This window comes from Marinibium conchae (assembly GCF_015595035.1).
GTDB lineage: Bacteria > Pseudomonadota > Gammaproteobacteria > Enterobacterales > Alteromonadaceae > Glaciecola.
Window position 1 is genome coordinate 207,759 of record NZ_JADNRN010000003.1, and the last position, 13,704, is coordinate 221,462.

General features: G+C 42.7%; 11 protein-coding genes and 1 tRNA gene. 7 read left to right on the forward strand and 5 right to left on the reverse strand.

Going from position 1 to position 13,704, the window contains the following annotated elements; all coding sequences use genetic code 11:
* The first annotated feature begins 107 nt into the window (after nucleotides 1-107).
* Nucleotides 108-1,358, forward strand: a complete 1,251-nt coding sequence (locus ISG33_RS12375) for a hypothetical protein (RefSeq protein WP_195733933.1) — start codon at nucleotides 108-110, stop codon at nucleotides 1,356-1,358.
* Between the two features lie 208 nt (nucleotides 1,359-1,566).
* Here ISG33_RS12375 and ISG33_RS12380 read toward each other — a convergent pair.
* From ISG33_RS12380 to mutY, 3 genes are all read right to left on the reverse strand, one after another.
* Nucleotides 1,567-1,642: transfer RNA gene (locus ISG33_RS12380), tRNA-Phe, on the reverse strand.
* A 121-nt stretch (nucleotides 1,643-1,763) separates the two neighbouring features.
* Nucleotides 1,764-2,036 (reverse strand): oxidative damage protection protein, encoded by a 273-nt coding sequence (locus tag ISG33_RS12385; RefSeq protein ID WP_195733934.1) that lies wholly within the window; start codon nucleotides 2,034-2,036, stop codon nucleotides 1,764-1,766.
* A gap of 128 nt (nucleotides 2,037-2,164) precedes the next feature.
* Nucleotides 2,165-3,304 (reverse strand): A/G-specific adenine glycosylase, encoded by a 1,140-nt coding sequence (mutY, locus tag ISG33_RS12390; RefSeq protein ID WP_195733935.1) that lies wholly within the window; start codon nucleotides 3,302-3,304, stop codon nucleotides 2,165-2,167.
* Nucleotides 3,305-3,426: 122 nt separating this feature from the next.
* Between mutY and trmB the strand changes: the two genes are divergently transcribed.
* The 4 genes from trmB (at nucleotide 3,427) to arcA (ending at nucleotide 7,665) form a co-directional block, all read left to right on the forward strand.
* On the forward strand, nucleotides 3,427-4,152 hold the full coding sequence (gene trmB, locus ISG33_RS12395) for a tRNA (guanosine(46)-N7)-methyltransferase TrmB (protein WP_195733936.1): 726 nt from the start codon (nucleotides 3,427-3,429) through the stop codon (nucleotides 4,150-4,152).
* Entirely contained in the window at nucleotides 4,153-5,214 is a 1,062-nt protein-coding gene (locus ISG33_RS12400) for a methyltransferase (RefSeq protein ID WP_195733937.1), read from the forward strand.
* A gap of 43 nt (nucleotides 5,215-5,257) precedes the next feature.
* Nucleotides 5,258-6,670, forward strand: coding sequence for a glycogen synthase (locus ISG33_RS12405; protein ID WP_195733938.1), 1,413 nt, complete (start codon nucleotides 5,258-5,260; stop codon nucleotides 6,668-6,670).
* A 290-nt stretch (nucleotides 6,671-6,960) separates the two neighbouring features.
* Nucleotides 6,961-7,665 carry a two-component system response regulator ArcA gene (gene arcA / locus ISG33_RS12410; RefSeq protein WP_195733939.1) on the forward strand — a complete coding sequence of 235 codons (705 nt, stop codon included), beginning with the start codon at nucleotides 6,961-6,963 and terminating at the stop codon, nucleotides 7,663-7,665.
* Nucleotides 7,666-7,772: 107 nt separating this feature from the next.
* Here arcA and pmbA read toward each other — a convergent pair whose 3' ends face one another.
* Nucleotides 7,773-9,104, reverse strand: a complete 1,332-nt coding sequence (gene pmbA, locus ISG33_RS12415; protein ID WP_195733940.1) for a metalloprotease PmbA — start codon at nucleotides 9,102-9,104, stop codon at nucleotides 7,773-7,775.
* 82 nt (nucleotides 9,105-9,186) lie between these two features.
* Here pmbA and yjgA point away from each other — a divergent pair, with 82 nt between their 5' ends.
* Together yjgA and ISG33_RS12425 are read left to right on the forward strand one after the other, a co-directional pair.
* Entirely contained in the window at nucleotides 9,187-9,714 is a 528-nt protein-coding gene (yjgA, locus tag ISG33_RS12420; protein WP_195733941.1) for a ribosome biogenesis factor YjgA, read from the forward strand.
* Nucleotides 9,715-9,719: 5 nt separating this feature from the next.
* Complete coding sequence (locus ISG33_RS12425; protein WP_195733942.1) at nucleotides 9,720-12,146, forward strand: Ig-like domain-containing protein; 2,427 nt, start codon at nucleotides 9,720-9,722, stop codon at nucleotides 12,144-12,146.
* 81 nt (nucleotides 12,147-12,227) lie between these two features.
* Here the strand turns inward: ISG33_RS12425 and ISG33_RS12430 are convergent, their stop codons facing one another.
* Nucleotides 12,228-13,454 (reverse strand): glycoside hydrolase family 130 protein, encoded by a 1,227-nt coding sequence (locus ISG33_RS12430; protein ID WP_229333580.1) that lies wholly within the window; start codon nucleotides 13,452-13,454, stop codon nucleotides 12,228-12,230.
* Nucleotides 13,455-13,704 lie beyond the last annotated feature (250 nt).

Here is a 13,704-nt window from a genome sequence, read left to right on the forward strand (position 1 = left end):
GGAGTGACGTAGTTCTCTGAGTGCTTTTGAGGTACTGAAAAAACATTAATTGCATTACCTTATCAATGCTATGTGGAAATGAAATATAAAATAAAAAGGACGTAAGTGTGTTTATAAAAATGTTATTGGCTGCTTTTGTGTTGTTTGCATTTGGAATTGCTTCTGCTGCGTTTGATGACGATTTTATTAGAAAGGCAACTGAAATTGGAGATGCCCTAGAATCCTCTTCCAATAATGAGTTAGCTGTTATTTTGGAAGCGGAAAAGCTTCAAGAAAAATACAAAGAAGATAGCCAAGCATTACAAATATTGTCGCAATACACAGCAACTTATTACTCGATTGTCGCGGACCACAAAAACGCTCTTATTGCAGCCGACACAAATGCGTCTATTCCAAAGGACGAAACATTCGAAATATCAGGTTATTTTCAAACTGACGCAATTCAAACTATCCTAAATAGATCAGATGAAACTCAAGTCGTTATGATCAATGAAGCCCACCACATAGCACAACATCGCGTATTATCAATCAGATTGCTAAAGGGCCTATACAACAAAGGCTTTCGTTTCTTAGCGCTAGAAGGAATGGGTAGTTATATATATCCCTACAGCCCGCCACTACTAGACAATCACGGTTACTACACAAACGAACCGGTTTTTTCTATGTTAATTAAAACCGCAGAGGAAATGGGATTTGAGATTGTTTCTTATGACGGTGCTTCGTCGACTATAAAAATGAGAGAACACCTTTCTGCCAAAAACTTAAAAGCACGTATTTTCGATAAAAACTCCAAGGCAAAAGTGCTTATTCATGTCGGTTACTCGCACATTAATGAAGATACATGGTTAGCCGCCGAAATTAATGATCTGTTAGACATAAATCCTCTTACCGTGAGCCAAACTAAAATTAGAGAAAAAAGTCATACCAAATTTGAAGTTGCCCTCTATGACGTATTGTTGGCAAAGAAACAAAGTGACGAGCCGTTTGTGTTGATCAACCAAAACCAGGAGATTTGGTCTTCTAACCCGGAGAAATGGGATATAGATGTAATTTGGCCTAGGACAATATACAGCAACGACAAGCCTAAGTGGATGACCTTAGGTCGTGAGCAAATAAAAATCCCAAATTTACTTTGCAATAATACATACCCGTGTTTTGTCGAAGTATTTCATGGGCGCGTTGCACCAAATCGCGATATCGAATCACTTACTGCGCATGATAAAACCATAGTTAGAGATAGTAAGAATGTTTCAACAATATTATTGATGCATGGCGAAAATACAATATTGGCGAAAGACGCCAATAATATGGTTATAAATAGAATTGAAGGTAGCTTTAAAAAACTTAAGGAAATGTAACCCGAGGCATTGGTAAGAACAGAGTTTTGCAGAGCATAATATGCATTAATGCTAATAAGTTCACCACACACTGATAGTTCTTCAAGAAATGCTTGGCAAAAGGCCACAATTAACGCTAAGCAAATGGATTAGGGCGTTTTATTCTGAAACTATGAGTGGTCTTAAAAACGAAAAAGCCCCGCAATCTCTTGCAGGGCTTAGAAATAAATGGTGCCTCGACCCGGGATCGAACCAGGGACACGCGGATTTTCAATCCGCTGCTCTACCAACTGAGCTATCGAGGCTTCGCGATTGCGTTTTCACGCTGTATTTCGCTGTGGGTGCGTATTAAACGGATTTTGACCTCTCAAGTCAATAATTTTTTGCTGTTTTTACGACTTTAAGTGCAGAAAGTTGTTCAAACGCTTATTTTGTAGGCGGAACATAGCCTTCAATTGTCGGCTCGATGCCTTCAAATAAAAAAGCGACCATTTTTTCTTCCAAAAATGCGCGGTCATTTGCTTCCATCATATTGAGCTTATTTTCGTTTATCAGCATGGTTTGCTTCTTCTGCCAAAGGCTGAATGCTTCCTTCGATATTGAATCGAAAATACGCTTGCCCACTTCACCGGGGTACAGCTGGAAATCGAGACCATCAGCTTCTTTTTTCAAATGTACACAATTTACTGTTCGGGCCATGTTTGTTCCTTTAAATTTGTTCTATATTTTCTGCCGACGATTATAGTCCATCGCGAATAGAATATTTAGTATTTATCATTTTATATTCGGAAAATTCAGCAAGACTTCAACACAACTTCACAATAACGTTAAAACAAAGAATACTGCGACTTCAAAGTCTCGAGTATTTTCACAGTTGGCGCCGACAAGCCAATCTTACTTGGTGCTGCATTGTCGTACCATAACTGTGCAGGCAGAGGTACTGGGCTTTCTTTTATCTGATTTTTGATAGTTTTTGGTGCGTGAGCCAACTCTAATATAATGGGGCTGATCATCAGATGAAAATGACTAAATGTGTGTTTGAAAGTACTCAATCGCAGCGTGTTTGCGCCATCAAGCTCAACAGCACCCAAGTGTGATTTGAGTTTCTCAACGGCTTCATCAAGCCCAATTTCGTTCTGTGTCGAGAAGCCCGTTTCCATAAAGCCCCATAAGCCCCCCCAAATGCCTGATGCTGGACGTTGTTGCATTAATAGTTGGCCTTGGTATGAAGGTATGAGCATGGTGGTGTATTTCGTGGGAATTTGTTTTTTTGGTTTTTTAAACGGGAAGTCGCCCTGCTTTCCCTGCGCAAAAGCGAGACAATGCGCTTGCATTGGACAGATGTCGCATTTAGGTTTTGATCGCGTGCACACGGTTGCACCTAAATCCATAATTGCCTGGGTGTAGTCCCCGTATCTAGCAGCTTCGTTATTCGCTGGGTTGGGTTTTAATGCTTCGGCCTCAAGCCATAACGCATCTTCCACTTTTTTATTACCTGGCCAGCCCTCGATTGCCATAAAACGAGTGAGCACTCGCTTTACGTTTCCGTCCATGATTGCGTACGCTTGGTTCTCCGAGAGAGACAATATAGCAGCGGCAGTGCTGCGCCCAATGCCGCTCAGCCCGAGCACATCATCAAAGTTACGTGGAAATTCGCCGTCGTACTCATCTCGTACTTTTTGCGCGGCTTTATGTAAATTGCGAGCGCGCGCGTAATATCCAAGACCTGTCCATAGGTGTAACACCTCGTCGACCGGTGCGTTTGCAAGGTCGGTAACCGTAGGGAAACGTTGCATGAAATTGTTGAAATAAGGAATAACCGTGGCAACTTGCGTTTGTTGCAACATGATTTCCGAAATCCAGACCGAGTAAGGACTTTTATTTTGTTGCCAAGGAAGGTTTTTGCGCCCGTGTTCATCAAACCACGTAAGCAATGCCTGAGAAAAAGAAAAACTATTGGAAGTCACATTATCCGCACATCAGCCGAAGAATGAATTATAATACCGAACTTATGCAGCAATAGACCATATTTTTGGTCGTGCAATGCAACATATATTTCTATTACCACTAAATAAAGACCTAACGATTCATGAAGTCATTCAAAAGCGAAGAAGAAGCACGCGCAGCTGGCGTATATATCAGTAAAGTAAAAAGTTTTGTAAAACGTGAAGGTCGTCTGACAAATGCCCAGGCCAGAGCCATTGAAACAAATTGGCCGAGCAAAGGCTTGAGTATCGAACAAGGAATGCTTGATTTAGACGCCGTTTTTGGTCGCAGCGCAGCAACCGTGCTTGAAATTGGTTTTGGTATGGGAAAATCACTCGTTGAAATGGCGGCCGCAGCCCCTGAAGATAACTTTATTGGAATAGAGGTTCATCGTCCTGGTGTAGGTGCCTGTTTGGCCGACGCCGAAGAAGCGAAACTAGAAAACTTACGCGTATTTGAACACGACGCTGTAGAAGTACTTGCGCAATCGATTCCGGATGACTCTTTGCAGCGCTTACAACTTTACTTTCCAGATCCCTGGCACAAGACTCGCCATCACAAGCGTAGAATAGTGCAAGCTGATTTCGTACAGAATCTGCGTTCTAAGCTCGCCATAGGGGGGACTTTCCACATGGCGACTGATTGGGAACCCTATGCCCAACACATGATGGAAGTGATGACGCAAGCCGAGGGTTTTGAAAATACATCTCCCGATGGTGCTGAAGGCTACGTCGAGCGCCCTGAGTATCGTCCTATCACAAAATTCGAGGTGCGAGGTCAAAAACTTGGCCATGGCGTTTGGGATATTATATTTAAGCGAGTGAGCTAAATGTTGTCATTACCGAGTCAATTGATTTTGCGCAACGAATCTTTATTTGAAGAGGGTCGATGGGCCTTAGTTAACCCGACCGACGCAGATGTTTTTAACGAACTTCGCGACTACAACATTACGGGTTTACATCAATTTCACGACGTATATAAGCAAGCTGAAAACACAAGTAAATTTCAACAAGTCTTTTCTGCTAGCTTCAATTTAGAGCAAATAAAAAGTAAAGAAGCATTTGACGGCGCTATTATTTATTTACCCAAAGCTAAACAACAGCTTGAAATGCTAATCGCGAATCTTGCTGAATTAGTCAAAGATGGCGGCCAACTCTTGATTGTTGGCGAAAACAAAGCTGGTATTAAAAGCGTGAGTAAGCTACTGGAGAAGGTTGGTGAAAACGCCAATAAAATTGACGGAGCAAAACACTGTGGTTTGGTTTGTGTTGAGGTGTCAGCGGCAATGGTGGCTAAAACCAAAGCCTTTGATATCAAAAAATACGGCGTAAAGCGTACGTACTCGGTGAACGGTCAAGAGCTCACAGTATTTTCACTGCCCGGCGTATTCGGGCATAAGCAGTTCGACCCCGGCACGCAATTGTTGTTGCAGCAATTTGAGCCAAGAAGCGACAAACTTCTGAACATGAAAGGTCAGGTGCTTGATTTTGCTTGTGGCACCGGAATTATTGGTACCTATCTCGCCAAAATGAATGCCAAAATTAAAATCACAATGAGTGATGTATCGGCACTTGCCGTGTATTGTAGTGAGCAAACTTTGAAACTTAACAGTGTAGAAGGCAGCGTAATTGCCAGCGATGGCATGAAGGAAGTTAATTTGACTTTCGACCATGTGATAAGCAACCCGCCGTTTCATACTGGTGTGCATACAAACTACAGCATTACTCAACAATTTATTGCTCAAGCACATAAACAAACCCGCCCGCGTGGAAGTTTGAACATCGTTGCAAATAAATTTTTGCCTTACACTGAAGTCTTGCAAGCTACTTATTTTCGTGCAAAAACGCTTGTAAGCACAAATAAATATAATATTTACGAAGCCGCGAAATAACTTTCTTCCCTGGCGGCTACATTGAGAAGAGTATCTTTGCCTTATGAAAATTTTATTTTTAATATCTGAAGTAGAAGATATTGTAAAAACTGGCGGCCTTGCCGACGTTGGCAAGGCGCTTCCTCTAGCACTGTCTGAGCTAGGCCATGATGTCAAAATTATACTGCCTTACTATCAAGCGGCTGAGCAAGCCTTTGCGCTATCAAATTGTATCGCTCAACAAATCATCTTCGTTAACGGTAGAAGCTATGCGTTTGACGTAAAGAGCATAAACTTCAACGGTATCGAGGTTTACTTCGTGGATTATCCGGAATACTTTGCTCACGAGGCCCTCTACGCTATCGATTCAAAAGTAAGTAACGCAGAAAAGTTTACTTTTTTCTCACTCGCAGCGTTAAAAAGCGCCGAAGCTATTGGCTTTAAAGCTGATATTCTGCATACGAATGATTGGCATACATCCATGGCCTGCTACTTTGCCAAGCACTCTCCATTAAGTTATGAGTTTTTTGCGCAGACAAAGTCGGTACTGACCATACATAATGCAGCATTTCAAGGTGTCGACAAGCTGAGCAATGTGCCGAGTGTCGACCAGGTCGCTCCGGGCATGTACATAGAAAATGGCCACTTAAACATGCTCAAAACAGGCTTGTTGTATGCAGATAAAATTTGCCCCGTAAGCCCTACTTATGCTCAAGAGATATCTACACCACTCGGTAGCCACGGGATTGATGACGTGATCAGGCAACGAATATCGGCTGTTGAGGGCGTGCTGAACGGTTGTGACTACGAGCAGTGGGATCCTGCCACCGATGAATACATTGCTGCACATTTCAGTGTTGACGATATGCGCGGTAAAGCTGCCTGTAAACGCGACCTACAAAAAACATTCAAGTTAAAAGTGAGTGCTAAAACACCTGTACTTGGTATGGTTTGCCGCACTACTTTACAAAAGGGCTTTGGTTACTTAATGCCTGTGCTTGAGAGTATTCTTAAGCACGACGTTCAGATTGCACTTGTTGGAACAGGCCAGCAAGACATTACTCAACAATTACACGCGATTGCCAATGCTCATCCGAACAAGTTTGTATTCATCGAAGACTTCAAACCTGACTATGCACATAAAGTTGAAGCGGGTGCAGATTTCTTTTTAATGCCGTCGGAATTTGAACCCTGCGGTTTAAATCAGATGTACTCATTGGCCTATGGCACGATACCTATAGTGCGCGGTATTGGCGGCTTAAAAGACACCATTACCGACGTAGACTCAGCCGATGGTACTGGTTTTATTTTTTATGATCCGAGTCCAGAGGCGCTCCTATCAGTGGTAAGAAAGGCTCTGTTATTGCGATTAGAAGATAAAAAACGGTTTGCTCAAATCATCACTAATGGCATGCGTAAAAAGTTTACGTGGAATAGAGCCGCAAAAGAGTATGAGGCAATCTACAAGCACCTTTAATATTAATTTAAGCAACTTGTAAGCAAATATCTTAGTTAGAAAGAGCTTGGAAATCGAGTTTAAAATAAGAATACTCACTGTGATATTGACGGTTAATTTCAAATAGTATTCACTTTCGACTATAATAATGTGAAATTATGTAATAAAATTACAAAAGTAGAACTTTATTACAGCTTGCTGCGTTAAAAACACAGGTACCTAAAATTCAAAGTGATCGCAGATAGCTAAATATTAGAAATTTATAAATATTCTGATAGACTCAAATTAGAAATGTTAACAGAGTGTAAAAAATGCAAACGCCAAATATCCTAATCGTTGAAGACGAAGTAGTAACAAGAACTACCCTAAAGAGCTTATTTGAAGCCGAAGGTTATAATGTATTTGAAGCTGAAAACGGCGAAGAAATGCATGATTTTTTCCAAAATAACCAGATCAATCTCGTGATCATGGACATTAACCTCCCTGGTAAAAACGGTCTAATACTGGCTCGTGAAGTTCGTGACAGAAAAAATGTTGGCCTTATTTTCTTAACCGGTCGCGATAACGACGTCGATCGTATTCTTGGCTTGGAAATTGGTGCAGATGATTATCTGACGAAACCTTTTAATCCTCGCGAACTCACCATCCGTGCACGTAACCTATTGTCTCGCACAAGCAGCGCTTCAGAAGATGACGATTTACCCAGTAAGGTAATGTTCAACGGTTGGACACTTGATGGCGACAGCAGAAGTCTCATATCGCCTGTAGGCAAAGAGTTCAGACTACCGCGTAGTGAATTCCGTGCCCTTCACTTGTTCTTGAGCAATCCAGGTAAAATATTGACTCGCGAACAACTGATCATGGAAATGACAGGCCGCGAATTGCGCCAAAACGATAGAACCGTTGATGTAACGATTCGCCGTATTCGTAAGCACTTCGAGTCAGAGCCAAATGATGAAGAATTGATTGTTACTATCCACGGTGAAGGCTATCGCTTCTGTGGCGAAGTAGATTAAGTGAATACTTCGATAAAGTAAAAAAGAGAAAGGGGCACTAATTGTAAGTGCCCCTTTTTTTTGCATGAACTTTTTGCTCGCTCTATCTACCGTTAAAGCTAGAACATTTAGGCTCCGGCTACCTGCATTGATTCAACTAAAATAGAGCCGGTTTGAATACTGCCGCGCACTTCAGTTTCAGCACCAATGGCAACAATACTCTTGAACATATCTTGTAAATTACCCGCAATCGTAATTTCATGCACAGGATATTGAATAATGCCATTCTCTACCCAAAACCCTGCAGCGCCGCGAGAGTAATCGCCATTAACAATATTCACACCCTGCCCCATAAGCTCGGTAACAATGAGTCCGGTACCCATTTTTTGCAACAACTCTTGATCTGATTCGCCCGTTGAATTGATCAACCAATTGTGAATACCACCTGCGTGACCGTTAGTCTCCATTTTCATCTTACGTGCGGAATAACTGGTAAGCAGATAATGCTGTAATACGCCTGAGTCGACTATTGTCATGTCTTGAGTGCGCACCCCTTCGTTATCAAAAGGAGAACTGGCTAAACCTTTTAGAAGATGGGGCTTTTCTTGAATCGTTAACCACTCTGGGAACACTTGAGTGCCTATGCTATCGAGCAAAAAAGAAGACTGTCTGAATAAGCTACCACCACTAATCGCGCTAACAAAGTGACCAAAAATGCCGGACGCAATATCACGATGAAATAGCACTGGCACTTTCGCCGTTGCTATTTTCTTGGCACCTAGTCTACTGAGTGTCTCTTTGGCAGCTTCAGCGCCAACGATGCTCGGCGCATCTAATAAATGAGCCTCACGATTGATGGTGTAAGCATAATTGCGCTGCATGTCATCGCCTTCTTGGCCAATTAACACACAGCTTAGGTTATAACGACTGCTGGCGTAGCCTGCGTTAATACCGTGAGTATTGCCGTAAACGCGCACACCTAGGTTGGCATTATAAGAAGCCCCATCGGAATTTACGATTCGAGAGTCGGCATCTAGGCCTGCAGTTTCAGATTCGATGGCTAATTGGATGCCCTTTTGCGTATCTAATTCTATAGGATGGTATAAGTCTAAATCAGGAATATCTGTGGCAATAAACTGCTTATCGGCGATGCCAGCACAGTCGTCTTCATTGGTATATTTGGCAATTTCCACGGCCTTTTCTACCGTCAGTTTAAGTGCTTCAGGGCTTAAATCTGCAGTAGATGCACTTCCCTTTCTCTGCCCTACGAACACCGCTATTCCTAGCCCACCGTCATTTGTGAACTCTACTGTTTCAACTTCTTTCATGCGTGAAGAAACTGCGATACCTTGTACTTTAGACATACTGGCTTCAGCGGCGGTTGCGCCTTTTTTAATGGCTAACTTCAACGCGTCATCAACGACATTTTGAATTTCTGCTAACTGCTTTTCAGGTTCCATAATTTATTTTTACTGTCCAAACAATAGTGTGACGGTTACAATCTGCCGCAATTCTATCACTAAAGATATTAAAAAACCGTATATGAATACTGATGATGCAAACGAAGTGTTGCTTGATGAAAATGGCGAGCCAATAAAAAGTAAGACACAACTAAAGCAAGAAGCAGAAGTGCTAAAAAAACTGGGGTCGGTATTGGTCGACCTTTCCCCTGGTCAATTGTCCGAAATCCCAATTGACGAGGAGTTGCGAGATGCGATTTCTTTAGCCAATCGAATAAACAAAAAAAAGGATGGCTTTCGTAGGCAGTTACAACTGATCGGTAAAATTCTGCGTCAACGTGAAATAGAGCCCATTGAAGACGCCATTAATCGTTTGCGCGCGCATCACCTTCAATCTAATCAACATTTTCACCTCTTAGAAAAGCACAGAGACGACATTGTTGAAAAAGGCGACAGTGCGATCCAGAGCTTATTGTCAGAATATCCAAATTTAGACCGACAAAAATTAAGGCAATTGCATCGTCAGGCCGTTAAACAGAAAGAAGCGGAAAAACCACCTAAAGCCTCACGTGAGATTTTTCAGTACTTAAAACAGAATATTGAAGAGTAGTTTCCATGACACAACGTTTACTAAAAGCATTTGGGTTCATTGTTACGGCATTAACGCTCACAGCCTGTAATGGCTCGTCAGGCGAAAATGATGAAACTGATCCACTAGAGGACCTAGCGCCAGTTCTTGCAATCTCAGTTGAGGTACTAGACAGCAACTGCGAAGCGGTTACCGGAAATGCTTTTATTATTGGTGAACAGTTGTGTGTGCAAGCAAGCTTAACCGAAAATGGCGAAGCGGTTAGTGGTCAAGTTGTTAGTTTTACCGCAGATATTGGTGCATTGAGCCCAGCAACAAAATTAACTGATGACAATGGACTTGCTCAAATTGCAATAAATTCAGTAGACGCAACCTTAGGTGCGGGAACTATTACTGCAAGCTATAACAACACTGTTGGTAGCGCAAACTATGAGTTTTTATCAGGGTCGGTAATTACACCCAGCACAGCGAGTCTTAGTATTGACTTATTGGGTGATAATGGCAGTCCGATTACGCGCTTTAGAGCCGATGAAGAAGTGCAAGTTCGCATACAGTTAGTTGACGAAGATGACATGCCTATCGCTAATCAAATTGTTCAACTACAAAGCACATCAGGTAGTTTATCAATAAGCCAAGCGCTCACCGGCGACACTGGTTTTGCGCAAGCAACGCTTACACCCAATGAAGCAGAACTTGGTGCAGGCACGATTACCGCAACCTACAGTCAAGATGAAACAACCCTCAGTGATTCTCTAAATTACGAAGTTCAATCGGTCGATACAGTTAACGATAGTCTTGTTCGCTTTGGTTATTTCGATGGCGAAAACTTCATTGAAAATACAATCGGATTTGCAAACAGCAGTGAGAGCGATGATGTCACTATCAGCGCTGGAGCAACATTAGGGATTTTGGTTGGTTTAGCAGACGAGAATGACCAACCCATTACGACTAGCACGCCGATTACTTTCACTTCGCGCTGCGTAGCCAACGGGCAAGCAAGCTTAGATACTCAGGTAAACACAATCAATGGTAGTGCTAATGCCACTTATGAGGATATTAGCTGTGCTGGCGGCGCAGGTAATGAAGACACCATATCGGCAACAATAAATGTAAATTCTAGCACCATTACGATCAGTCGTAGCCTTACTTTAGCGCCAGAATCAGTTGGTGCGATTGAGTTTGTGTCAGCTGCACCTTCAAGCATTGTGCTGCAAGGCACGGGTGGGCAAGGCAGTCAGTCGGTATCTACTTTAACCTTTCAAGTTAATGGCGCTGAGGGCAATCCCTTGGCTCAACAAACAGTTAATTTCAGTCTGAATACTGAAACAGGTGGTCTTACTTTATCTCCAGCAACAGGCTTAACAAATTCCCAAGGCCAAGTAAGCGTTAAAGTAACCGCTGGCAATGTTCCTACATCCGTAAGAGTTACCGCTGAGGTTTCCGTATCGGATACACAAACGATTCAAACGCAGTCAGACTTATTGTCGGTAAATACGGGTCTGCCTGACCAAAATAGTTTTACATTGTCTGCAAGCAACCTCAACCCAGAAGCTTTTAATATTAATGGCCAGCAAGTCACTTTCACGGCCAGTTTAGCCGATACTTTTAACAACCCAGTTCCAGATGGCACTGCCATAGCGTTTACTACCGAGGGCGGGAATATTGACCCAAGTTGCACCACCATTTCAGGTGTCTGTAGTGTTACCTGGACCAGTTCGAATCCTCGAGCAGACGATCATCGCATTACTATTTTAGCAACAGCTATTGGTCATGAAACCTTAGTCGATAGCAATGGTAATAACCAATATGATGATGCCGATGGTGGACCAATCAGCACTAACGATGGTAGTGGCTTTGACCTTACCTTACCTACATCAACAGGCTTCGTCGACTTAAGTGAAGCCTGGCGTGACGACAATGAAAATGGGCTTAAGGATGTTAACGAAATCTTCTTAGACTTCGATAGCTCGGGTGATTTTAACGGTCAAAATGGGGCTTTTGATGGGCCTCAGTGTACTGCTTCAAGCTGTGGAAATACGAGTCTACATGTGCGCAGAGCCAAAGTAATTATTACATCTAGCAGCTCGGCTTTGATTGCTGTAACAAGCGGCGGAAGCGAGATTGCGAGCACACAAACCCCAACGCCGACCGCCCCGGTTTCGGTAATAGCAAGAGGCGGGAGCCAAGTATTTAGTTTTACCTATTCAGATACACAACTACAAGCTATTGCTAGCGGCTCAACAATTCAAGTCGGTACCAACTTTGGTGAAGTAGCAGGCGATATAAACTTCGTAATGCCACAAACGACTCGAGCTGGTAGTCGCTCAGCTGTGTTTAGTTTAACCAATACGCTAGGTGTGCTGGATACCACAACCGATGCAACGATTACCCTGACCATCACATCACCAAGTGGTGTGGTCTCGCAGGTTAGCTTTATTGTAACGCTTAGTTAGCACACTCTTATTGGTGATATGCTTTAGTGACAGCCCTTAGTGACAGCTTTTAGTGATCTGGACTCTTGCAGTGGCAAGAGTCTATTCTTCGTTAGCCTCAATCAAACGTAGAATATTGTTCACCGATTTAGCTGAGCTAAGCCCGTCTTCATTTGTATTAAGGCAGTAATCGAGTAGCTGTTCAATTGTTGTTGTTGCTACGTGAAGTCGTGTGTCAGAAGAAGCGTAATAAATATATACACAACCCTTATCTTCAATCCAACCATTACAAAAGACCACGTTTGATACATCACCTACTCTTTCTTCTCCCTCTGGAGCAATTAAGTAACCAGCTGGTTTTTTAATGAGTTTCCATGGTTCGTTCAAATCGGTGAGTAATAGATAGAGCGTATAACGCAAACCAGCAGCGGTGTTTCTCACTCCATGAGCAAGATGAAGCCATCCTTTCTTTGTTTTGATGGGAGTAGGACCCTGACCATTTTTCAGCTCATTTATAGTATGATAATGCTTATTGTCGACAATCTCTTCGTTATGAATTACCGCAGAACAAATGTCGTCAGCCAGCCCCCAAGCGATACCACCGCCATTTCCGACGTCAATAAAGCCATCCTGCGGACGCGTGTAAAAGGCATACTTACCGTCTACTAATTCTGGGTGCAACACAACGTTACGCTGCTGACCAGAGTAAGTCACCAAATCAGGAAGGCGCTCCCAGTGAATGAGATCTTTCGTTCTCGCGATGCCACACACAGCTTCTGCAGCACTGCTATCGTCTGGCCTTGTATTGTCTTTGCGTTCTGAGCAAAAAAGACCGTATATATAACCATCTTCGTGCTCAGTTAAGCGCATATCATAAATATTAGTGTCGGGCTTAGCGTCAAGTTCTGGCATGAGCACTGGATTCGACCAAAAACGATAGCCATCAACGGGCGAATCGCTTTGCGCCACAGCGAAAAACGACTTACGGTCGGCTCCCTCAACTCTAACGACTAGAGTATACTTGCCATTATATTTAATTGCGCCTGCATTGAAGGTTGCATTAACGCCGATACGTTCTTGCATAAAAGGATTACGTGAAGTGTTAAAATCGTAACGCCATTCAAGGGGCACATGAGCGGCTGTAATGACTGGCTTCGTCCACCGCTGAAAGATCCCATTGTGCTGATTTTGTGGGCTATTTGAGCTATTTATGAGCCTTTCATAGGAAAGCTTAAGAGAGTGTAAACGTTCACTAGCGGACTCTGTATTTACTTTCTGTTCCCTTGATTCATTTTCCATAGACTTATTTTCCACAGACTTGTTTTCCATAGACTTGCTTTCCATAGATCACTATCAGCACTCGACACCATTAAACAATAATCAGCATTTTATGCATGCTAAACAGACATAAGCAACAAAAGATCACAAACACTACTCATGGCCAGTTATATATATTTTTGATTCTGCGATTATGTACTTCCTGCTTACGGCGCAAAGAGAACAACTTCCTGTCCGTTGTTGTTTGCCGCCATTACCGAGCGTCGTAGGCAGGAATCCAAAAGGGACAAGCTACCAAGGA